The 24,652-nt window shown below is 29.0% G+C and carries 24 protein-coding genes and 1 riboswitch; all 24 genes read right to left on the minus strand.

The features are described from left to right. Positions 1-7: 7 nt before the first annotated feature. Positions 8-454, minus strand: coding sequence for a peptide deformylase (gene def, locus ACQ3F0_RS01340; protein WP_428863227.1), 447 nt, complete (start codon positions 452-454; stop codon positions 8-10). Between the two features lie 29 nt (positions 455-483). Next, positions 484-2,685: a primosomal protein N' gene (priA, locus tag ACQ3F0_RS01345; RefSeq protein ID WP_428863228.1), complete on the minus strand. Its 2,202-nt coding sequence runs from the start codon at positions 2,683-2,685 to the stop codon at positions 484-486. Positions 2,686-2,808: 123 nt separating this feature from the next. Further along, positions 2,809-4,002: a bifunctional phosphopantothenoylcysteine decarboxylase/phosphopantothenate--cysteine ligase CoaBC gene (coaBC, locus tag ACQ3F0_RS01350; RefSeq protein ID WP_428863229.1), complete on the minus strand. Its 1,194-nt coding sequence runs from the start codon at positions 4,000-4,002 to the stop codon at positions 2,809-2,811. Positions 4,003-4,006: 4 nt separating this feature from the next. After that, a complete protein-coding gene (rpoZ, locus tag ACQ3F0_RS01355; protein ID WP_428863230.1) occupies positions 4,007-4,225 on the minus strand; it encodes a DNA-directed RNA polymerase subunit omega in 219 nt (72 codons plus the stop codon). Beyond that, positions 4,206-4,835: a guanylate kinase gene (gene gmk, locus ACQ3F0_RS01360; protein ID WP_428863707.1), complete on the minus strand. Its 630-nt coding sequence runs from the start codon at positions 4,833-4,835 to the stop codon at positions 4,206-4,208. The genes rpoZ and gmk overlap by 20 nt, the downstream gene beginning before the upstream one ends. Before the next feature lie 17 nt (positions 4,836-4,852). Continuing rightward, complete coding sequence (remA, locus tag ACQ3F0_RS01365) at positions 4,853-5,125, minus strand: extracellular matrix/biofilm regulator RemA (RefSeq protein ID WP_428863231.1); 273 nt, start codon at positions 5,123-5,125, stop codon at positions 4,853-4,855. A gap of 13 nt (positions 5,126-5,138) precedes the next feature. Beyond that, complete coding sequence (locus tag ACQ3F0_RS01370) at positions 5,139-6,023, minus strand: YicC/YloC family endoribonuclease (RefSeq protein ID WP_428863232.1); 885 nt, start codon at positions 6,021-6,023, stop codon at positions 5,139-5,141. Between the two features lie 103 nt (positions 6,024-6,126). Further along, positions 6,127-7,275 carry an aminotransferase class I/II-fold pyridoxal phosphate-dependent enzyme gene (locus tag ACQ3F0_RS01375; protein WP_428863233.1) on the minus strand — a complete coding sequence of 383 codons (1,149 nt, stop codon included), beginning with the start codon at positions 7,273-7,275 and terminating at the stop codon, positions 6,127-6,129. A gap of 244 nt (positions 7,276-7,519) precedes the next feature. Continuing rightward, on the minus strand, positions 7,520-8,890 hold the full coding sequence (locus ACQ3F0_RS01380) for an NCS2 family permease (protein ID WP_428863234.1): 1,371 nt from the start codon (positions 8,888-8,890) through the stop codon (positions 7,520-7,522). 64 nt (positions 8,891-8,954) lie between these two features. Next, positions 8,955-9,054, minus strand: a riboswitch (purine riboswitch). Between the two features lie 42 nt (positions 9,055-9,096). Then, the gene (locus ACQ3F0_RS01385; protein WP_428863235.1) at positions 9,097-10,086 is read right to left on the minus strand and encodes an asparaginase; all 990 of its coding nucleotides are present in this window, start codon (positions 10,084-10,086) and stop codon (positions 9,097-9,099) included. A gap of 670 nt (positions 10,087-10,756) precedes the next feature. Continuing rightward, the gene (locus ACQ3F0_RS01390; protein ID WP_428863236.1) at positions 10,757-10,984 is read right to left on the minus strand and encodes a holin; all 228 of its coding nucleotides are present in this window, start codon (positions 10,982-10,984) and stop codon (positions 10,757-10,759) included. Positions 10,985-11,083: 99 nt separating this feature from the next. Further along, positions 11,084-12,562 carry a stage IV sporulation protein A gene (gene spoIVA, locus ACQ3F0_RS01395; RefSeq protein WP_428863237.1) on the minus strand — a complete coding sequence of 493 codons (1,479 nt, stop codon included), beginning with the start codon at positions 12,560-12,562 and terminating at the stop codon, positions 11,084-11,086. Between the two features lie 266 nt (positions 12,563-12,828). Further along, complete coding sequence (locus ACQ3F0_RS01400) at positions 12,829-13,827, minus strand: NAD(P)H-dependent glycerol-3-phosphate dehydrogenase (RefSeq protein WP_428863238.1); 999 nt, start codon at positions 13,825-13,827, stop codon at positions 12,829-12,831. A 1-nt stretch (position 13,828) separates the two neighbouring features. Then, positions 13,829-15,145 (minus strand): ribosome biogenesis GTPase Der, encoded by a 1,317-nt coding sequence (der, locus tag ACQ3F0_RS01405; protein WP_428863239.1) that lies wholly within the window; start codon positions 15,143-15,145, stop codon positions 13,829-13,831. Beyond that, complete coding sequence (locus ACQ3F0_RS01410; protein ID WP_428863240.1) at positions 15,145-16,494, minus strand: DUF512 domain-containing protein; 1,350 nt, start codon at positions 16,492-16,494, stop codon at positions 15,145-15,147. Before ACQ3F0_RS01410 ends, der begins: the two co-directional genes overlap by 1 nt. A gap of 309 nt (positions 16,495-16,803) precedes the next feature. After that, a complete protein-coding gene (locus ACQ3F0_RS01415) occupies positions 16,804-18,507 on the minus strand; it encodes a HAMP domain-containing sensor histidine kinase (protein WP_428863241.1) in 1,704 nt (567 codons plus the stop codon). Positions 18,508-18,509: 2 nt separating this feature from the next. Further along, complete coding sequence (locus ACQ3F0_RS01420) at positions 18,510-19,199, minus strand: response regulator transcription factor (RefSeq protein ID WP_428863242.1); 690 nt, start codon at positions 19,197-19,199, stop codon at positions 18,510-18,512. 23 nt (positions 19,200-19,222) lie between these two features. After that, positions 19,223-19,927, minus strand: coding sequence for a peptidoglycan editing factor PgeF (gene pgeF, locus ACQ3F0_RS01425; protein WP_428863243.1), 705 nt, complete (start codon positions 19,925-19,927; stop codon positions 19,223-19,225). A gap of 60 nt (positions 19,928-19,987) precedes the next feature. After that, a complete protein-coding gene (gene nrdR / locus ACQ3F0_RS01430) occupies positions 19,988-20,437 on the minus strand; it encodes a transcriptional regulator NrdR (RefSeq protein ID WP_428863244.1) in 450 nt (149 codons plus the stop codon). A 62-nt stretch (positions 20,438-20,499) separates the two neighbouring features. After that, positions 20,500-20,751, minus strand: a complete 252-nt coding sequence (locus tag ACQ3F0_RS01435; protein ID WP_428863245.1) for a YlmC/YmxH family sporulation protein — start codon at positions 20,749-20,751, stop codon at positions 20,500-20,502. Between the two features lie 152 nt (positions 20,752-20,903). Further along, positions 20,904-21,677: an RNA polymerase sporulation sigma factor SigG gene (gene sigG / locus ACQ3F0_RS01440; protein ID WP_428863246.1), complete on the minus strand. Its 774-nt coding sequence runs from the start codon at positions 21,675-21,677 to the stop codon at positions 20,904-20,906. Between the two features lie 70 nt (positions 21,678-21,747). Then, positions 21,748-22,455 carry an RNA polymerase sporulation sigma factor SigE gene (gene sigE, locus ACQ3F0_RS01445; RefSeq protein ID WP_428863247.1) on the minus strand — a complete coding sequence of 236 codons (708 nt, stop codon included), beginning with the start codon at positions 22,453-22,455 and terminating at the stop codon, positions 21,748-21,750. A gap of 15 nt (positions 22,456-22,470) precedes the next feature. Continuing rightward, on the minus strand, positions 22,471-23,265 hold the full coding sequence (gene spoIIGA / locus ACQ3F0_RS01450; RefSeq protein ID WP_428863248.1) for a sigma-E processing peptidase SpoIIGA: 795 nt from the start codon (positions 23,263-23,265) through the stop codon (positions 22,471-22,473). 251 nt (positions 23,266-23,516) lie between these two features. Next, positions 23,517-24,650, minus strand: a complete 1,134-nt coding sequence (gene ftsZ / locus ACQ3F0_RS01455; RefSeq protein WP_428863249.1) for a cell division protein FtsZ — start codon at positions 24,648-24,650, stop codon at positions 23,517-23,519. Positions 24,651-24,652: the final 2 nt, after the last annotated feature.

A 24,652-nucleotide genomic window follows, 5' to 3' on the forward strand; every position in this document is an offset into this window, starting at 1 on the left:
CTTCCATCTATTCTTTTTCTATAGTTTTGTCGATAAATAACACACCATTCAAGTGGTCCACTTCATGGCAAATTGCTCTAGCTAATAATTCTTGTCCTTCTAGAATAAATTCCTCACCTTTTTCATTTAACGCTTTTGCAGTAACTTTCATAGGTCTATCTACTTTCCCCTGAACTCCTGGAATACTTAAACATCCTTCTTCGTCTATTTGAGACCCTTCCTGAGAAATTATTTCAGGATTAATTAAAACTATTGGGCCTTCACCAACATCAATTACAACTACTTTTCTCAAAATGCCTATTTGAGGTGCTGCTAATCCAACTCCATTCTCATGATACATAGTTTCCTTCATATCTTCTATTAATGTTAATATTCTTTCATTAATTTCCTTTACTTCTCTACTCTTTTTTCTTAAAACTTCATCACCATTCACTCTAATATTTCTTAATGCCATTTAAAATCCTCCTTTTACTATTTAAACCTTTAAAGTAAACTACTTGGGTTAATATCAATACTTATTCTAATTTCAGTATATATATTTTTTAAACACTCATATATATAACTTTTAACATTTTCAGAAAAATCATTATCAAAGTCACCTTTTATTAATATTTGCCACCTATAATATTCTTTTACTCTAGACAAAGAACTTGCCGTAGGGCCTAATATTATAATTTTATCATTATCCGAATAATTTTTCTTTAACAAATACCCAATTTTTTGTATATTTTTTATTAATAAATTTTCATTTTTACTACTTAAATTTATCAATAATATTTTACCAAATGGGGGGTAATTCATTATTTCTCTCATAGCTATTTCTTTTTTATAAAATTCCTTATAATTATTTTCAGCAGCATAGATTATCGAAGAATTATCTGGCTGATATGTCTGAATAACCACTTTACCACTATATCTACCTCTACCAGCTCTACCACTTACTTGAGTAATAAGCTGATAAGTTCTTTCTTCCGCTCTATAATCTGGAAGATTTAATGATATATCAGCAGCGATAATACCTACTAGAGTAACATTCTCAAAATCCAGACCTTTCGCAATCATTTGTGTTCCTATTAGTATATCTGCCTCACCATTTTTAAACTGATTGTATATATATTCGTGAGAATTTTTTTTTCTTGTAGTATCAAAATCCATTCTAAGTGTTCTTGCCTCAGGAAAAGTTTCATTGATAATACTTTGAATTTTTTCAGTACCAACCCCAAAATACTTGACATATTTACTTCCACATTTTGGACAAAGCTTTTTCACGGGATATTTCATACCACAATAATGGCAACTGAGATAATTTCCTCTATTATGATAAGTAAGAGAGATATCACACTTATCACACTTGAATACATAGCCACACATTCTGCAAGAAACAAAAGTAGAAAACCCTCTCCTATTTAAGAAAATAATTATCTGTTCACCTTTTGTTAATTTTTGTTTTATTTCACTATATAGTTCTTCACTTAAAATAGATTTATTATTTTTAAGTAATTCTTCTCTCATATCAACAATGGATATTTCTGGTAGATTGACATTCCCAACTCTTTTATTAATAACAAATAAATTATAATAACCACATTCTGCTTTATAGTAACTTTCAACAGATGGAGTTGCAGAACCTAAAACTAATTTGCAATTATTTATATTGCATTTCAATTCTCCAATTTCTCTAGTATCATACTTAGGATTAGAATCTGATTTATAACTAAGTTCATGTTCTTCATCTATAATAATAAGTCCTAAATTTTTAAATGGCAAAAATATCGCTGATCTGGCACCTATAGCCACTTTCACTTCTCCACTTTTAACTCTTATCCATTCATCATATCTTTCTCCGTCCGAAAGTCTGCTATGGAACACTGCAATATCTTTACCAAATCTCCCTTTAAATCTTTCCACCATTTGAGGTGTTAATGAAATTTCAGGCACCAAAATAATTGAGTCTTTATCCTCTTCCATCATTTTACTCACCAAAGTCATGTAGATTTCAGTTTTTCCACTTCCAGTTACTCCGTGAATTAAAAACATATTTTCTTTGGCTTCATATATCTTATCTACAATATTTTTCTGTTGACTATTTAACTCAACCTTTTTATATGTTTCATACTCTCTAACATTAAATCTATTTACAACTTCTTCCTTGGCTATTAGAAAATTATGTTTAATCAAAGTATTAACAGAAGATAATGATAAGTTAAATTTTTTACTTATAGTATTTTTGTTATACAAACCATTATTTTTTTTAACTACTTCATAAATTTTTATATATGAATCCTTAATAAATTTTCCAGATAAATCTTCACCTAAGTAAATTAATGATTGAACTTTTGCTTTAGCTCCTTTGGTTATACCTTTTGGAATCATTACTTTAATACATTCTAAATATGTACAAAGATATTTTTCTTTCATTATTTTTACTAATTCAATATTCTTTTCTGATAGAAGTGGAGTTCTTTCACAAATTGAATCAATATGTTTTAAATTATCACAATTAAGACAAACTTCATAGAACTCAATAACAAAAGCATTTATTTTTTTGTTTCCCCTTCCAAAAGGAACTTTTACCATAATACCTAATTTTACTTCATTTTGTAGTTTTTCAGGTACTTTATAGGTAAATATTTTATTGACTGCTTTAGCCTCGTTATTTACAATAACCCCTACATATTTATGCAATATTTTCACCTTTCTTAATAACCCTAAATATAAAATAAGATAAAACAGACTAATATTCCTCTAACACAATTTTATTGCATGAAATAAATACATTATACTTTCCTATGCAATAAAAAAGCGCAATTAGCGCTTTTTTTTCATAATTATATTAAATAATTCTCTTGCTACAAGTTTCTTATCCATTTTTCCTAAAGAAAACTTGTTACCATCATTGCATAAAATAGTAACAATGTTATTATCAGATGCAAAACCAGTATCAGATGATTTAATATTATTTGCAACAATATAATCTAAATTTTTAGCGTTTAATTTCAAAGAAGCATTAGTTATCAAATTTTCACTCTCAGCTGCAAAACCGATTAAAATTTGCTCTTTTTTTAACTTCCCAAGTGTAGCTAAAATATCAGTATCCTTCACCAAATCTAGCGAAAATTCATTATTTTTCTTTTTTATTTTATTTGATGAATAACATAGAGGTTTATAATCTGCTACTGCTGCAGCTTTTATTACAATATCAATTCCATCAAATAATTTTATAATTTCTTCTTTCATCTCACTATTAGTATTAATTTTTATACAGTGAACTCCAAAAGGAATTTTTTCGTTCGATGGCCCTGTAATTAGTATAACTTCTGCACCTCTATTTATTGCTTCTCTAGCAATAGCATAACCCATTTTACCACTAGATCTATTTGTAATGAACCTAACAGGGTCAATTGGAGCAATAGTTGGTCCTGCTGTCACTAAAACTCTTTTCCCTTTTAAATCTTTAATGTCATACAATTCACTTTTAACTATTTCAGTAATAGTTTCAGTATCTGCTAATTTACCAGATCCTTCATCTCCACATGCAAGCCTACCACTATCTGGATCAATAAATTTATAACCATACTCTTTTAATTTTTTTATGTTATCTTGAACTATTGGATTTAGAAACATATTTGAATTAGCAGCAGGCGCAAATATCACCGGAGCCTTCGTTGCCATGATAGTTGTTGATAACATATCATCAGCTATCCCATTTGCAACTTTACCCAATATGTTCACTGTTGCAGGACAAATTAACATAAGATCAGCTTTTTTTGCTAAAGAAATATGTTTAATGTCCCATGTTTTAGGCTCATCAAACATGTCACAAATCACAAAATTTTGACTTAACGACTGAAATGAAAGTGGATTAACAAATTCTGTTGCACTTTTAGTCATAATAACGTGTACATCAAAACCATCCTTTTTCAATCTACTTATTACATCCAAAGCTTTATAAGCTGCAATTCCCCCTGTTACTCCAATAACAACTGTCTTACTTCCTGCCATGGTACTAATCCCTTTCTATTATGTTTTCATAGAATACTCTTCCTTCATTCACTTCATTAATTGCAACAGTAAGAGGCTTGTTGCTTTTAACTTCTTCTAATAAAGGTTCATCTCCTATAATTATTTGTCTAGCTCTTTTAGATGTTACAGTTACTAAAGTATATCTATTCTCAACTTTCTTTAATAATTCTACTAATGATGGTTCAATCATAGATTTGCTCATGTATTAATCCCTCCTTTGATAATATATTGTCTTTCATCCTATCTACACTACATTTTTCAGCAGTAATGATGCTTTCAATTTTTTTCACTGCAGATTGGACTTCATCGTTTATTACAGCATAATTATATTTTGAAACATAATTTACTTCTTTGTATGCAGATTTAAATCTAGTCACTAAAGATTCGTCTGTTTCGCTGCCTCTATTAATAATTCTTCTTTTTAGTTCTTCCATAGATGGTGGTAATATAAAAATAAAGACACCTTCTGGATAGGTTTCTTTAACTTTTAAAGCTCCCTGAATATCAATTTCTAATATAACATCTTTTCCAGCCTCTATTTTTGATAAAACACTTTCTTTAGGAGTTCCATAGTAATTACCATAAACTTCAGCATTTTCCAAGAATTGATTTTTGTCAATTTTTTCTATGAAATTCTCTTTAGATAAAAAATAATAATTGACCCCATCGACTTCACCTTTTCTAGGGGCTCTTGTTGTAGCTGAAACTGATAACCAATAATTATCATCGTAGTTTAATAGTTCTTTACAAATAGTTCCTTTACCTGCTCCTGAAGGGCCCGATATAACTAAAAGCAACCCTTTTTTCACAATATTCTTATTATCAAACATTATTCATCAACCTCATTCATAGGAACTTCCTCTTTAGATGATAGTCTATGCGCTACAGTTTCTGGTTGAACAGCTGATAAAATTACATGATCGCTATCAGTTATTATTACTGCTCTAGTTCTTCTACCATATGTAGCATCTATAAGCATTCCTCTTTCTCTAGCTTCTTGAATAATTCTCTTTATCGGTGCTGATTCAGGACTTACAATTGCAACAAGTCTATTAGCAGATACAATATTCCCAAAACCAATGTTTATCAATTTTATTCCCATTCTCTTCCTCCTGTTATTCTAAATTTTGAACTTGTTCTCTCATCTTTTCAATTAAATTTTTTAAATTTATTGATGAATTTACTATATCTAAATCGGAGGATTTAGATGCTATAGTATTCGCTTCTCTATTCATTTCTTGAATAATAAAATCAAGTTTTCTTCCTATAGGTTCATTCTCTATGGCAAGAGTTTTATTTATTTGAAGTATATGACTTTTTAATCTAACAACCTCTTCATCAATTGCAGCTTTATCAGCAAATAGTGCAACCTCGTTAGCAATTCTATATTCATCAACTTCACTCTGTTCCATAAGTTCATTAATTCTATGAACAAGCTTTTTTTTGTATTCAATTATGACCATTGGAGCTTTTTCTTCAATGAAAGAAATTAAAGTCAAAATATCATCACATTTTTGTGATATGTCTTCTTTTAGTTTTTCTCCTTCAGATTTTCTCATCTGTAGTAACTTATCTAGTGCATTATTAATCATTTCTTTAAGTTCATCCCATATTTCTGCAATATCAGCTTCTTTTTTTTCTATCAAAATTACATCTGGAAATTTTGATAAGAGTGATACAGAAATGTTATCAATCACATCATACTCATTTTTTATTTCATTTAAACAAGCCATATAATTATCAGCTAGATTTTTATTGAAAGAAATATCATAATCATCTTTCCCAAAAGAATTTTGAGAAATAAAAATATCAACTTTTCCTCTTTTTAATTTATTTTTCACTAGCTCTCTAATTTTATTTTCAATTTGCATATAATTTCTTGGCATTCTTATATTTATATCCAAATATCTATGATTTACGCTTTTGATTTCTACTGTGAATCCTTTAGTACTTTTCTCAGGAGAAATTGCTCTCCCAAATCCAGTCATACTTTTTGACATTATGATCATCCTTCCAATTTAACTATACAATAATTAGATATCTTTTATATGATACCATATTTTTATATATATTTAAACTGAATATTAAATAATTCCTTTTTTCTTATTTATACTCTTGAATTCTTTCCATAGCTCCTACTATTAATTCTTTTTTACAAGCTAAAGCTATACGGAAAAAGTGGTTATATTTCTCACCAAATGCACTTCCAGGAGTAACTATAATTCCATTTTCATTAATAAACTCTTCACATATCTGTTTATCTGTATATCCTTCAGGTGTTGAACACCAAATATAAAATGTTCCCTTACTATTAAAATAGTGAATACCTTTTTTAGATAATATTTCTTTAACAGCGACCTTTCTATTGTAATATATTAATCTATTTTTTTCAATATATGATTTAGGTAATTTTAATGCCTCTATAGCAGCATATTGAATTGGTACAAATTGTCCTGAATCAAAACTTGATTTTACTTTCAATAACCCATTAATAATTTTCCTGTTTCCTACAATATAACCTATTCTAAATCCTGTCATATTAAATGTTTTTGAAAATGTGCCAATCTCAATACACGTTTTACTATTATCATAACTTAAAATACTTTGTGGAATAGTATTTATATCAACAATTTCGTTATATGCCCCATCATTACATAAGAGTATATTATTTTTTTTGCAATATTTAATTACTTCCTTATAAAAATATTCATTAGCCACTGCACCAGTAGGATTATTAGGGTAGTTTAAAATCATTAGTTTACTTTTATCCTTCACTTCTTTACTTATTGAATTCAAGTTTAATAAATAATTATTTTTTTCTAATAATCTAATTTTATTACATTTGATATTCCATAATTTTGAGCACCTCTCGTATGGAGGATATTTAGGTTCTGTAATTATAAGCTCATCGCCATAGTCACATACTACTGGCAATAAATGTCCAATACCTTCTTTTGACCCTATTAGCACTAAAACTTCATCCATTTGTAAGTTCACATTAAAAACTTCATTATAATATTTAATAATTTCCTTTTTTAATTCTTTTATTCCCTCATAGGGAGGATATTTATTAAATCCTTGGAACTTCAAAGCATTTATCAACTTATTGATAATATTCTCATGAACTGGTAAATCAGGGTCACCTATACCTAAATCCAATATTTCTTCGCCTTTAATCAACTTTTCTTTTTTTATTTTATTAATAGATTCGAAACAATACTCTTCAATTTTCAATGTTCTATTGCTTATCAAAGTTGGTCCTCCCCAATAATATGTTATAAATTATTTTATTCAAGTGTTTTTTCTTAAGTTACACATTATTTATAAATTGGGAAGAAAAGAGTTTAGCAATTTATAGTTGACGGTTGACAGTCTACAGTAAAGGTTGATTTTCTTCCAGAAAATCTTTAACTAAGCCTTTATCTGCTTCGCAGATAAGAATAACTAGTTCGTAATCTATTTCAAAGAAGAAAAAAGTAGGAAATCCTACTTTTTTTTAATGACCTCCCGTAACAATCAATTTAACAATAAATAAAAATGCTAAAACGTACATTATTGGAGAAATTCTTTTTTTATTATCCGTTTCTTTTGTCACAATATTATTAACCGTATTTATTATAACATAAGATAAAATTCCTAATGTTAGTCCGTCTCCTATACTATAAGTTAGTGGCATAAGCGCTATTGTAATAAAAGCAGGGACACCCTCTGTTATATCCATAAAATTAACTTTAACAATGTTCTCCATCATATAAAATCCCACTACAATTAATGCAGGTGCTGTAGCACAACCAGGAATAGCCATAAATATTGGAGCAAAAAACATTGCTAGTAAAAACAGTATCCCAGTAACTACGGATGTTAATCCAGTTCTTCCACCTTCTGCTACACCAGCAGAACTTTCTACGTATGTAGTTACTGTAGATGTACCCATTAAAGCTCCAAAAGTTGTCCCAACAGAATCTACTAACAAAGCTTTTCCTGCATTTTTAACTTTTCCGTTTTCGTCTACCATACCTACCTTTGATGCAACACCAACAAGAGTTCCAACAGTATCAAAAAAATCAACAAATAAAAAAGTAAATATTACTGTTGCGAACATCCACAATTTTTGTGGATCAAATATATATCCTTTATCAATAGATAATGCTTTAAAAACTATAGGTTTTATTGATTCGTATTTAAAAATTCCATTTGGAAGAAAAATTTGATAACTTTCAGATGCGGTAATTGGATTTATTAAAGCATACACCCATGCAATAGCTGTACTTGCTAGTATTCCCCATAATATTGAACCTTTTACTTTTCTTTTAGATAAAACTACAATAACAATAATACCAATTACAGTAACGATTGTTTTTGGAGAAGTAAAATCTCCTATTCCAACCAATGTCGCATCATTTTTAATAACAATTCCTGCATTTACAAATCCTATAAAAGCAATAAATAAACCAATACCTGCTGTCACTGCTAATTTCAAAGTATGTGGTATAGCATTCACCACTGCTTCTCTTACTTTAGTTAAGGATAAAATTATAAAAATAACACCTTCTACTAGAACTGCTGCAAGCGCTACCTCCCACGGTATTTGTTTATCTAACACTACCGTATATGCAAAAAAAGCATTTAGTCCCATTCCTGAAGCTAGTGCAAAGGGTAAATTTGCATATATCCCCATAAGTATCGTAGTGAAGCCTGCTGTTAAACAAGTTGCTGTAAGGACAGCTCCTTTAGGCATCCCAGTTACTTCTAAAAAATTAGGATTTACAGCAATTATGTATGCCATAGCCAAAAAAGTTGTAATTCCTGCAATTACTTCCTTTCTTACGTTTGTTCCATTTTCGTGTAATTTAAAAAATCTGTCCATATGTTTCCCCCTAAATAATTTTACCACTAAAACTTACCTACAAAGTAAGTCATAGTGGTATAGGAAACATCTACAACTTACTCGTAGTCAGATATTTTTGGTATCTGGTAGATACTTCTGAACCATATTATCAGAATTATACGAGTTAGTGATTTTCAACTATGCTATAGTATCAAAATTATAATTCTATGTCAAATTTTATTAAATTATATACTATACATACCCTTTTCAAATATTTTTTTAATCTCTTTATATGCATTTGTTATGCCTAATGCTAGCATTAATTTAATCCTTGCCTTTTGTCCAGGTAAGTTATTACCAAAAATCACTCCAATATTTCTCAAATCGCTTCCGCCACCACTATAGCCATAACTATCAAGAACCCTGCCCATAAAACATCTAGTAACCAGAATCAATACAACCCCTTTTTCTATAGCCCTTTTTATACCTGGAATCATATCAGGAGGAACGTTACCTCTCCCTAATCCCTCTATGACAATCCCCTTAGTTCCTTTTTCTACCATAAAATCAATTATACTTGAATCCATTCCTGCTACACATTTTATTAGTTCTACATTTTTTTCAATATTCTCAGTTAAAATATGTTCATTCTGAAGAATAGTTCGATAAAAAATGACTTTATTATTATCAACAATTCCAATAGGGCCAAATTCTGGACTTTGAAAAGTATTTAAATGCATTGAATGGACTTTCGTAACTTCTTGTGCCGCATTCAACTCATCATTCATACAGACAATAACTCCTTTTCCCCTTGCCTCATCAGATATAGCTGTACAAATTGATGCTGCTAAATTTGCCGGACCATCATACCCTAATTCAGAACTATTTCTCATAGCACCAGTAACTATAATTGGTTTGGTAGTCTTTACATTTAGGTCTAGAAAATATGCAGTCTCCTCTAAAGTATCAGTACCATGAGTTATAACAATACCATCTATATCATCTTTTTGTATTATTTTTTTTACAAAACAGGAAAGCTCAAGCATTTTTTTAGGAGTAACATGTGGTCCAGGAAGATTGGAAAAATTATAATTTTTTATCTTTGCATATTTTTCAATTCCTATAACCATATTCATTATCTCTTCCCCTGTTAAAGAAGGAACAGCCGCTTGAAGTCTCGGATCTATTTTCATAGATATTGTGCCTCCATTAAATACAACACCTATTTTTTTCAAATTAATTCCCCTCTCTTTATAATTAAGTATAAATTTACTTTGATAATAATTTATGTATTTAAATAACTTTAGTAGTGATTACTTTTTTACGTAATTTAAATAAAAGACAAAATAAATCAGTGACAAGTTTATGATGATTTTCTTGCAGAAAATCTTTAACTAAGCCTTTATCATCTTCGATGATTGAATAATGTGATCTTGCTACGCAAAAGGATTTTTTTTATTTTTTATTTAATTAAGAGCTTTCGTTTACGAAAGGTATCCATAACTTGTCACTTATAACTTGTAACTTGTCACTATAAATTGCGAAGCGCTTTTCTTCGCAATTTATAAGTATTGTATCCGTACAATTTAATCAATACTCACTTAAAACATGATCTAATAATAAATAGTATATGTATAACATTCTCATCATATTTCAATTTTCCAGTTTCTTAGTTGAATTATATGATTATACAAAAAAACTGTCAATGAAAGCAAGAATAATTAAATTTAGATAAATTATAAATATAGAATATATATTCAATATTTTTTGCGAAATATATAAATTATAAGAATAATTTAAAATATATTTTGCTTATATATTATTTTTGTGTTTAGAATTAACAAATTCACTTCACATACAAACAAAAGATGGAGATTTCTAATCTCCATCAAGTTCTTATATTATCTAGCCATCTTTTTCAGTAAAATTTTCTTTTTCAGTGTTCTTTTCATTCAAGTAACCTTTACCATTTTGTGGATTATTAATAATACCTGCTAATACTAAAATCCCTAATAGAGAGTTAATAATCTCGTTATAGTTTCCTGGCATTATTTTAAAACCAAATGCTTCTAGAATTAATGGTATAAAAGCAGCAATTGATACCCACAACCCGTAGTTTTTAAACCTGTCCATAACGTCGCCCCTTATTAATATATATCATATAAGGAGTCATTGTTACAAAAATCCGTCATTCTATCTATGAATGACGGATAAGAATTTTAATATTTATTATTATAGTATAATACAAATTAATCCACCATTGCCTTCATTGATTATTTTTTCTAATGTTTTCTGGATTTTTGATTGAACGTCATCTGGCATTTTATATAATTTATTTTGCAAACCATCTTTTACCAATACCTCTAATGATTTGCCAAACATATTACTTTCCCAAATTTTTGATGGATTATTTTCAAATTGATCTAATAATGATCTAACCAATTCTTCACTTTCTGTCTCCGTACCCATAATAGGTGAAATTTCAGTTTCAATATTAGCTCTAATAAAGTGTAGACTAGGTGCACTTGCTTTCAATTTTACACCATATCTTGTACCTTGTTTAACTATTTCTGGTTCCTCTAATCTCATTTCTTTTAACTGTGGTGCTACTAGACCATATCCTCTTTCTTTTACATCTACCAAAGCTGATGATACCTTATCATATTCAATTTTAGCACTATTTAAGGTTCTAATGATATTGAGAAGTTCACTCTCACTTTTTATTTCTTCATCACAAACCTCACTTAAAATTTTATAGAACAAATCTTTTTTTGGATTCAAATTTAAGCATGCAGTACCTTCACCCATATTTATCTCATCCAAAGAAGAATTATCTAAAAAATCAATGGCAGAAAATTTATTTACAAAATCCGTAACATCCCTAACTTTATAAACATTTTTGCACATGTCTTTTATTAAATCCATGAAATCAGCTTTTAACCAATGCTTTACATCAAGTTTTTCAATCCATTCAGGCATGTTTATGTTTATTTCCCTTACAGGAAATTCTTTCAAAATTCTTTGGAATACATTTGTGATATCATTTTGACGCATATTAGCTACATTGATGATTTGTACTGGCACATTATATTTCTCTTCCATATTATTCTTTAATTCTAAAGTTGATTCACTCTCTGGATTTGATGAATTTAATACCATAATAAATGGTTTATCAATTGACTTTAGTTCATTTACAACTCTTTCTTCAGCCTCGATATATTCCTGTCTTGTAATATCAGTTATTGACCCATCTGTTGTAACTAATAAGCCTATAGTAGAATGCTCATTAATTACTTTTTTTGTCCCTATTTCAGCAGCCTCTTCAAAAGGAATTTCATAGTCATACCAAGGAGTAGTAACCATTTTAGCTTGATCTCCTTCAGTATAACCTAAAGCCCCTTTTACAATATAACCTACGCAATCAACCATCCTTACCTTAAATTTAGTTTTATCGCTTATATCTATTTCAACTGCTTCATTAGGTACAAATTTTGGTTCTGTTGTATGAATGGATTTTCCAGAAGCGCTTTGTGGTAACTCATCCTTTGCCCTTTCTTGCTTATAAGTATTATCAATATTTGGAATAACCATCAATTCCATAAACCTTTTGATAAAGGTTGATTTACCAGTTCTAACCGGACCTACCACCCCAACATATATATCCCCTTGAGTTCTTTCCGCAATATCTTCATATATATCATAGTTTTCCAATATTGTACCCTCCCAGTACTTATTATTAACAATATATATATACTACTAAATAAGAAAAATATACCTAAAAGATATTTTTAATTTGTTAAATAGATATTCATTAGAATGATAAAAGGGTAATATTTATAAATTGCGAAGAAAAGAGCTTCGCAATTTATAGTGACAAGTTACAAGTGATAAGTGATAAGTTATGGATACCTTTCGTAAACGAAAGCTCTTAATTAAATAAAAAATAAAAAAGCTTTCCGCATTGCGAAAAGCTTTTTTTATTCATTTATTTCATGTTTCTTTTCTCTAGTCATTAGCTCATAAACTGCATATTTAGGTTCTTTTTCATTAAACAGAACATTGTATAATGCATCTGTAATAGGCATAGATACCTCTAACTCTTCTTTTAACTTATAAAAGGCTCTGCATGCTTTTATTCCTTCTACAACCATACCAACCTCTTCTATCGCCTTTTCATAAGAAGCTCCTTTTCCAATAAGTATACCGGCTCTTCTATTCCTACTATGCATACTAGTACATGTAACAATCAAATCCCCAATTCCTGTTAAACCTGAAAAAGTTTCTTTTTTACCGCCTAGTTTTTCGCCAATTCTTTTAATTTCACTTATACCCCGTGTCATTAAGGCAGCTTTAGTATTATCTCCAAAACCTATTCCGTCAGAGACACCAGCAGCTAAAGCAATAATATTTTTTACTGCTGCACCAATCTCAACACCGATTATATCATCATTTGTATATACTCTTAATTTACTTGTAGTAAAAATTTCTTGAATATACATAGCATATGCATTATTCTTAGATGCAGCAACAAGCGTAGTCGGCAAGTCCTGGGCTACCTCTTCAGCATGGCTAGGACCCGATAAAACTACAACTGGATTTGCAGGCAATTCGTCTTCTACAATTTCAGATAATCTTTTATGAGTACCTTCTTCTATACCTTTTGCTATATTCACTATTATCTGGTAATCATGAGTAAAAGGTTTCAATTTACAGCAAACTTCTCTTATCGCATGAGAAGGAATAGCCAATACTATAATTTTACTATCTTCAATAGCTTCGTGGATATCACATGTAGCATAAATATTTGAAGGTAAAATAACATTAGGCAAATATTTAATATTTTCTTTTTTAATATTAATATCATCTATAGTATGTGGGCTTCTGTCCCACATTTTTATATCATATCCCTTTTTTGATAATGTCACTGCTAAAGCTGTTCCAAAACTACCCGCCCCAATAAAAGTGATTTTTTCCATTCTATTCTTTCCTTTCTCTAAAGAGTAACTTGATGCCGGTTCCTTCAAAATCAAAACTTTCTCTTAGCCTATTTTCAAGATATCTTTCATATGAATAATGTAATAAAACTGGATCATTAACAAAAAATATAAATGTTGGTGGCTTCGTTGATACTTGTGTAGCATAATATATTTTTAATCTTCTTACTCCTCTAATAGGAGGTTCTTGCATCATTAACGCTTGACTTATGACGTCATTTAATATACCAGTTTTAATACGCTTTGAATAATTTTCATAACACTCTTTAGCCATTGATAAAACTTTATTAACCCTTTGTCCTGTAAGCGCTGATATAAATACCATTGGAGCATATGTTAAGAAATTTAATTTAGTTGAAATTTCTTTTTTATATTTTAACATCGTTTTATCGTCTTTTTCAATTAAGTCCCATTTGTTTACTATAACTAATATAGCTTTATTTATTTCATGAGCATAACCAATGATTCTTTCATCTTGTTCAGCAACCCCTTGTTCTGCATCTACCATTAAAATACAAACATCAGCTCTTTCAATAGCCGCCAAAGTCCTTATTGCGCTATATCTCTCTACTTGTTCTTTAACCTTGCTTTTTCTTCTAAGTCCAGCAGTATCAATCAAAGTAAACTTGCCAATATCATTTTCAATAGAACTATCAACAGCATCACGAGTTGTTCCTGGGATGTCACTAACTATATGTTTTTCTTCACCTAGAATTTTATTAATTAAAGATGATTTACCAACATTAGGTCTCCCAATCATTGCGATTTTTATATACTCATCCTCTTCATCGTCATAATTCAAACTTTCAAAAGGTTTTACCACCTCATCTAACATATCACCTAATCCTAAAGCCTGCGTAGATGATACAGGTATAGGTTCCCCAATACCTAAATTATAAAATTCATAAATATTCTCTTCAAGCTGATTTCTATCAATTTTATTTACTACAAGTACAATAGGCTTTTTAGATTTTCTTAACATTTGAGCAACTTCATTATCTGTATCCGTTAACCCTTGTTTTCCATCAACCATAAAAACTATTACATCTGCCATTTCAATAGCAATTTGTGCTTGCCTTCTCATTTGTGTTAATATTATGTCTTGATTATGAGGTTCTATACCACCTGTATCAATCATTGTAAATTTATAATTTAACCATTCAGCCTCAGCATAGATTCTATCTCTTGTTACTCCAGGCTGATCATCAACTATAGCAATTCTTTTTCCTGCTAACTTATTAAACAAAGTTGATTTTCCTACATTAGGTCTCCCAACTATTGCAACTATAGGCTTTGCCATTATATTTCCTCCTCATCAATTCTATTTAAAATATCTATTAAATTTTCACCAGTATACTCACATATCAATACTTTTTTCTTTAACTGCTTCTCAATGTCATTAATTGTAATATCATCAAGTAGAACCATTTCTTCGTTGTTGCTTAATTCATATCCTTTTCTTAAAACATTATCAGGTAAAATTATATAATCAAATTCTTTGTATTTTTGGCCAATCTGTTCTATTATATCTACACCCGTAAGCAAACCTGATACAGTAATAGTGTCTCCAAAATAATTATTGATTATTTTTATTACTTTAATATTTAAATGGGGATTTTTAGAGTTTATTTTTTTTGCAATACTATGAATTTCATTGAAAGCTAAGGTACCAGTCACAAACAGAACATTTGCTTTTATGTCGCCTCTCAAGTCATTTATATTATTAGCTATATTGTTGCGAAGTTTCCTTACAGTTCCTATTCCATCTTCTAATTGATGATATCCATTGTAAAATTCCTCATCTGGAATATCCTCTTCTGCTAATATATAAAATTCATCAGACAACCGTACAAAAACATTACCACTATCTTCAAAATATTTCTTTTGATAAATACGCACCTTATCTAATAATTCTTTAGAAGATTCTTTATTAAATGTTTCTATATTGGGCAACTTTTCCATTCCCCTAAATTTTGTAATACCTATTGGCACAGCTGCTACATTTTCTATACTAGAATGTAGTTTATACAAATCTTCAATCGTTTTAAAAAATTCCTCTCCATCATTATATCCTGGGCATAGGACAATCTGGCAGTTAAGTTTGATCCCATTTTCAGATAACTTTTTTAACCTTTCATAGATATTGCCTGCAAACTTATTATTCATCATCTTACATCTTAAACTTGGGTTTGTAGTATGTACTGAAACATTTATAGGGCTTATTTTATATTTTATAATCCTATCAATATCCTTTTCGCTCATGTTAGTCATAGTAACAAAATTTCCTTGAAGAAAAGATAGCCGTGAGTCGTCATCTTTAAAATAAAGAGTTTCTCTCATTCCTTTAGGTAATTGGTCAATAAAGCAAAAAATACATTTATTATGGCAGCTTCTAGGATTATCTAAAATAGGTTGCTCAAATTCGATTCCTAAATCTTCATCATAATTTTTTTCAACCTCAATTTCCCATATTTCATTTTCTTTTTTCTTAAAAACTTCTAGAATCAAATACTCATCGCAACTAAGATACTTATAATCAATAATATCATCAATCTCTGTATTGTTAATTTTTAACAATGCATCACCTGATTCAACGCCAATTTCTTCTGCTATACTATTTGAAACTACTCTTCTAATTTCTGAAATCATTATTACCTCCAAGAAACAACATTCTCAACCATAAAAATTAGTCATACATTAAGATATATTAACATTAATAGTCATTTTTCGCAAGTAAAGAATTAACTAAAAAAGAACTAAACGACAGCTATCTCTACCGTACAGTTCTTTTTTTATTTTCATGTTATGATTATTCCACAAAAAGTAATTTAGTTGAACTTCGACCACAATATATAGCGTCAGAACATATCAATCTGCGGTAGATATTGTGTTGACTTTAATTCAACTTACTTTTGTGGTTTAACCTTGTTAAGAATAGAATATTCTTTAAATAATCTTCTATTTTATATCAATTGGAATCTCAATTATAAATTCAGACCCAATACCAATATTTGAATTAACTAATATTTTACCACCAAAACTTATTACTATATGTTTTACAATCGCCAGTCCTAATCCTGTTCCGCCTCTATCCCTTGATCTAGCCTTATCAACTCGATAAAATCTCTCAAACAATCTTGGTATATGCTCATTAGGAATTCCAATTCCTGTATCTTTTATTGAAATAACATATGTAAATCCCTCTATTCTGGAGTGAATATAAACAGTACCACCATTTTCTGAGTATTTTATTGCATTATCTACTAAGTTAATAACCATTTGTTTGAAACTATCCGGATTGCCATACAATAGCGGAGAACCCTCAATAGTTTTTACTAATAGGATTTTTTTATTTTTTGCCATAGGCTTTGTTAGAGTATAAACTTCATCAATTACTTTGTTTACTTCAAAGTCTATACTATTTTTCATAGTACCATATTGCTCAATATCAGATAAAGTTAAGATATCATTTATAAGCCTTGTTAATCTATCAGTTTCATCATTTATTATATTTAGAAACTTATCTTTTGTCTCTTTATCATCTACATACTTTAATGTTTCAGAAAATCCTTTTATTGACGTTAAAGGAGTTTTTAATTCATGAGATACATTTGCAACGAATTGAGATCTCATATTTTCTAATCGCCTTATATCAGTAATATCGTAAATAACTGCAACTGTACCTATTTTTAAATTTTCACTAATAATATCTGCTGTTTTTACTTTCAAATTTTTCTCAATTAAATTATCAATCTTTATTTCTTTAACATTACTATCAGGATCAAATATCTGAGACAAAATGCTCTCTTCGATTATATCCTCAATGTTAAGTCCAATAACAATATCATCTATTCCGAATATCTTTCTAGCATATGGGTTTAACATAATAATTTTTTTTTCATTATCTACTGCAATAACTCCGCCATCCATACTCTTCAATATTGCTTCTAATTTATCTCTTTTATCTATAGAATCTCTAATAGTCAATTGTAATCTATCTGCCATTTTATTGAAAGTTATAGCCAAGTGACCTATTTCATCATTAGAAAACTTACTTGCTCTATTGTCAAAATAACCAGCAGCTATTTTAGATGTAGTTGTTTCTAAGTCTTTTATGGGCTTTACTATAACATAAGATAACTTCGATGAAATAATTAAAGACAAGACAAAGACAAAAACTAATATTAATAAATAATATTTTAAATACTGACCTTCCAAGCCAGTAATAACATCCACCGCCATTGAACTTCTAATAATAATACCCTCATCATATTGAGATGTAAAGTATACCATTCTTTTTTTTAATGTTTCACTATATCTTATGGAAGAACCATAGCCTATTTTTCTAGCATCAATAATTTCTTGCCTATTATTATGGTTTTCCATATATTTAGAATTTACTTCAGAATCAACGATTACAAACCCAAACTTATCAATAATGGTTACTCTAATATTTGTCTGTTTATATAACTGACTATAGTCATTATTAAAATCATGCAAACCCAGCTTCAAGTTATTTATAATAATCTGATTATTCATTCTAAGTTCTTTTTTTATATTCTCTTCATTTTTAAAATTTATTAAAGCAACAAATAATAGTGTGACAGTAATTAAACTTATAACCATAGTACTAATTATCGAAATCATTAGTTTTCTTTTCATTCTTACTCTCCTAAGTTAAATCTATATCCTATTCCTCTTATTGTTTCAATAAATTTAGGCTTCTTATCATCTTCTTCTATTTTCTTTCTCAAATGTCTTATATGAACATCTACTGTTCTAGTTTCTCCAATATATTCATATCCCCAAATTTTTTCTAATAAATAGTCTCTAGTCAAAACTCTTCCTTTATTTTTAATAAATTCACTTAATAGTTCAAATTCTTTATGAGTAAGCTCTATTTTCTTGTTATTTTTCATAATTTCATGTTTTTCAAAATTAATGTATAAATTCCCCAAGACATATATATCATCAAATTCTTGAGTTTTTGTTCTTCTAAGAACTGCTTTAACTCTTGCTAATAACTCTTTAACAGAGAACGGTTTCGTAATGTAGTCATCTGCTCCTAACTCTAATCCATGAATTTTATCAAATTCTTCACCTTTTGCAGTAAGCATAATTATAGGAATAGAAGAGATACTATTGTTTTTTCTGATTTGACTGCAAACGTCATAACCATCTATACCTGGTAACATTAAATCTAATAATATTAAATCTGGTTTTTCAGCTTTTACTAGTTTTAAAGCTTCAATACCATCCCCTGCTACTATAACTTCATATCCTTGGTTTATTAAATTGAATTTTATTAGTTCTTGAATATTTAGTTCATCATCAACAATTAAAATTTTAGCCATATTTCTAAGCTCCTTCCAAAAAATCATCTGATTATTACAAATGAAAACATTCTACCATAATTATCACTCTGCTTTCTATATGAATGAAGGGAATACTCTTCATTACAGAAAGTGCACTTATTGATAGAAAAAATATTTTTCTTATGAACCCCAATTGATTCTAATTGAAGTATAATACATTTTTGAAGACTCAAGAATCTACCATTATTTATACTTTTATCAAAAAAGCATTGTTTATCTTTGAACTTTTCTATTAATTCTTCACTAACCTCATAGCAACAATCCATGTTATGAGGTCCTATGTAAAATAAAAGATCACTTATATTACATTGATATTTTTCAATCATATTATGTACAGTTTTAATAATTATATCTTTGTATGTGCCTTTCCAACCGCTATGTACTGCCGCAACTACTTTCTTTCTTTTATCCAATATTATTATCGGTACACAATCTGCTGTGAAAACCCCTATAGCAATATCTTTTTTATCAGTAATTAGTGCATCACCTTCAACAATCTTGTTATCAAATATTATAACATCATTACTATGAATTTGTTTACAATACCCAACATTTTTAACACAAAAATAACTTTTTAAATTATCTATGTTTTCTTGACCTTCTTTTGTGTTTCTATTATAGGAAATATTATTTTTAGCAGTTGAAAAATATACTTCTATATTTTCATGCTTAAAATCAAAAAACTCACAATCAAATTTTTCAAACATAAGGCTCCTCCATTTTTATTAATAATGCATATTACAAGAAAAAGTCCTAATAAAAGGACTTTATTTGTCTGCCATTAAAATTTTAATTTCTTGTATAAATGTATTGATATCTTTAAATTGCCTATACACAGATGCGAATCTTACATAGGAGATTTCATCAATCTCTTTTAAAGCTGCCATAACCATTTCACCAATATATTTGCTATTAACTTCATTCATCATTGAATTGCTTAGTTTTTTTTCAATATCATCGGCTATAGTATCAATTTCTATTCTGGAAACAGGCCTCTTTTGACATGCAATTAATAATCCATTAATTATTTTGTTTTTATCAAAGTATTCTCTACTAGAATCTTTTTTAACAACAAGTAATGGAATTGTATCAACCTTTTCATATGTAGTATATCTTTTATTACATATAGTGCATTCTCTACGTCTTCTTATCGCATTATCTGTTGATCTTGAATCAACAACTTTACTTTCATTATGACCGCAAAATGGACACCTCATAATTTCACGTCCTTTATTTTTATCTTCTAGGGTTTAATTATACACTTATTTATCCTTTTTTTCTAGTTTGAATTTTCAAAATCAATTTCACTTCCCTCTACTAAGATAACATCTATGCCAACTTTATAAATCTTTTCCCATGGAATTTCCAGAACAGAATTTTTATTAAACCACTTATTCCTCTGAATTGGTATAATTATAGATAAAACCTTATAGCTTTCACAATCAATTTTTAAATCACTAATACAGCCTAACCGACAACCCGAGTTAATATCAATAACTTCCATATTTTTCACACTGTTTATTGAATACATACCATCTCCTCCTCCTTATATACTATGTGGAACCTCCTTGTTTTATTAAGATTATATTTTATTTCAATAAAACAGTATGATGTAATGTTTTTCGGTATTGAAATAGATTACGAAATCTTAAAATATAACATAAAAAAAAGAGCCTTTCGGCTCTAAACATATTTACGCATATGTTTTAATGCAGTTTTTTCTAATCTTGAAACTTGAGCTTGAGATATTCCTATTTCATCGGCTACTTCCATTTGAGTTCTGCCTTTGAAAAATCTCATATTAAGTATAAGTTTTTCTCTACTATTTAATTTTTTCATTGCTTCTTTTACAGATATGTTCTTTACCCAACTTTCATCAAGATTTTTTCCGTCACTTATTTGATCCATAACATAGATAGCATCTCCACCATCATGGTAGATTGGTTCAAATAATGATACTGGGTCTTGAATTGCATCTAAAGCAAATACTACATCTTCTCTTGGAATTTCCAACTCCTTTGCAATTTGACTAACTGTTGGCTCCTTATTATTTTTTGATATTAACCTATCTCTTACCTGTAGAGCCCTGTATGCAATGTCTCTCAATGATCTACTTACTCTTATAGAATTATTATCTCTAAGATACCTTCTTATCTCACCAATGATCATTGGAACTGCATAAGTAGAAAATTTAACGTTCTGACTCAAGTCAAAATTGTCTATAGCTTTAATTAAGCCTATACAACCAACTTGAAATAAATCATCAATATTTTCTCCTCGATTATTGAATCTTTGTATTACACTTAAAACTAATCTTAAATTACCTCTAATAAATTTTTCTCTAGCACCTATTTCACCGCTTCTCATCCTGATCATTAAATCTTTCATTTCTTTTTCTTTTAAAACGGGTAACTTAGATGTATTAACTCCACAAATTTCAACTTTGTTAATCATCATACTAAAATCAGCTCCCTTTAAGTAGTACATTTTAAATTATTTCCCGAAAGCTAATTTTTATACCATTTGATTAAATCATTTTACTAATCTCTTTTTTTAATCGTTTAATTATTCTCTTTTCAAGCCTTGATATATATGACTGTGATATACCCAAAATATCTGCTACTTGTTTTTGAGTTTTTTCATCTTTACCATTAAGTCCAAACCTTAACCGTACTATTTCTTTTTCTCGATCACTGAGTTTTTTCATTGCTATTAAAAGCAATTGTTTATCAACTTCATCTTCAATAAGATTATAGACCATATCGTTTTCAGTCCCTAGAATATCAGAAAGTAATAATTCATTACCATCCCAATCAGTATTTAAAGGTTCATAAAATGAAATTTCTGCTTTAATTTTATTATTTCTTCTTAAGTACATTAAAATTTCATTTTCTATACATCTTGATGCATATGTTGCTAATTTAATGTTTTTGCTAGGATCAAATGTATTAACAGCTTTTATAAGCCCAATTGTTCCTACAGAAATTAAATCTTCAACTACTATTCCTGAATTTTCAAACTTTTTCGCAATATAAACTACTAATCTTAAATTTCTTTCAATAAGTATAGTTCTAACGCTCTCGTCACCATCCATTAATCTTTTTACTACATCAATTTCTTCATCTTTTGTTAAAGGTGGCGGCAATGCATCGTTACCACCAATAAAATAAATTTTCCTTTTAAATAGCTTAAATTTTGTTAATATCTTATTTAAAACAATATTTATAACATTCATACCGTCACCTCACCACTATATTAGAGCCCTAGATAACAACGCATTATAATCATCTAAGTCACTTAATTTCGAATCACAAAAAGCTATAATTGCCTTTTTCTTTTCTATCTTCTCATCATAATGAATATTTATATATTCAGGTTGAAAACCTTTCAAACAACCAAATCCTCCATCAACCATTTGATAAGGAATATTAAATGTAAGATTCATACTTTCTAATACATCTTCAAAAACTGCTTTCTCCACAATTATCACAGGTAAGTTTGTAGCAGGCTCTCTTAATTCATTTCCAGTATCAAGAAATGCATTTATACTTTTTTTATTCTTCTTATAAATTATTTCAACATTGTATATTAAGTTTTTAATACTTTTTCTATCATGCAAATAACTTAAAATTCTTTTAAAAACCAAATAAATTATCATTACTGAAAGCAACAGTTTTTTATATGAATAATTTATTAGATATTCACAAAATTCAATATTATCATTGTACTCAACAAACAAACAAAAACCTGCAAGCATCATAGATAAAGCAATATACACAATTGTAGTTTTTATATAAAATAAAAGGTTTCTTTTTCTATAAACAATTAGAATCATTATTATAGCTATAATAATTTTAAAAGGTAAATTATACAAAAACGAAAATTTATTTATCAGGCCGAGCACAGCCGTTAACACACCAAATAAAGAAGCTAGTACTGCATTAAACACTTTATACTTTATTCTTACTACCTGTGATGTTAAATTTAACAAAAATAAATTAACAATGAAATTTTCAAATATCAAAATGTCTAAGAAAACAACCAACTTCCTTCCCCCTTTAAAGATATTATATACCGACCAATTACAAAATTTTGTCATTTCTTATAGAAGGAAAATATTTTTTTTGCTTTAAAAAATCACAATATACATCATACTTTTACTTTCTATAACATTATCTTCAATACCTAGACGGCAACTTATACAGAGATATACTAATTCAACTTCAAGGCTTTGTAATTGACTAGAGCACTGAAATAGATTTAAAAATAAAAAAAAAGTGCTAATTGATAGCACTTTTATTTCCTATACTTTCTAAGAAATGTAGGTATTTCCAAGTCACTTTGATCATACTCTTTATCTACAGCAACTTCTTTTTTACTAGAATTAAATTCTTCATTTTTCTGAGAAATTTTGTTTTTCGATTCAGAAATTATTTCTTTATTCTCAACAAACTTCTCCACATTAGGTAACTTATCTTTATTTTCAAAACCAGTAGCTATAACAGTTATTCTTAGCTCATCCTTAAGGTTTTCATTAACGACAGCACCAAAAATAATATTTGCATCTGGGTCTGCAGCTTCTTGAACAATTGCAGCTGCCTCATTTATTTCAAATAATCCAATGTCATTGCCACCTGTTACGTTCAATAGAACACCAGTAGCACCCACTATTGAAGTTTCTAAAAGAGGGCTTGAAATAGCAGCTTTTGCAGCTTCAGCAGCTCTATTATCCCCTGTTCCAACACCAACACCCATATGTGCTAAACCTCTATTTAGCATTATTGTTCTAACATCAGCAAAGTCCAAATTTACCAAACCAGGAATTGTAATCAAATCTGAGATACCTTGAACACCTTGCCTTAAAACATCATCTGCTAATTTAAACGCCTGTAATAAAGGTGTTTTTTTATCTACCATAGTAAGCAATCTTTCATTAGGTATAGTTACTAAGGTATCAACAACTTCTTTAAGTTGCTGGATTCCAGATTCAGCATTTAACATTCTTTTTCTACCCTCAAATGGAAAAGGTTTCGTTACAACACCAACCGTTAAAATACCCATTGATTTTGCAATTTCAGCAACAACTGGAGCAGCACCAGTACCAGTTCCTCCACCCATACCAGCGGTGATAAATACCATATCAGCACCTTTGATAGCTTGTGATATTTCATCCTTATTCTCTTCAGCAGATTTTTTTCCCATCTCTGGATTACCACCAGCACCTAATCCTTTTGTTAATTTGTCACCTATTTGGATTTTTTGAGAAGCATGTGATATAGTTAAAGCTTGTTTATCAGTATTTATACCAATAAACTCTACGTTTTTTAAACCTTCTTTTATCATTCTATTTACTGCATTATTACCTCCGCCCCCACAACCTATTACTTTTATTTGGGCAAATTGTTGCATATCCACATCAAAATCTAACACAA

This window comes from Clostridium sediminicola, assembly GCF_050402865.1.
GTDB lineage: Bacteria > Bacillota > Clostridia > Clostridiales > Clostridiaceae > Clostridium_AF > Clostridium_AF sediminicola.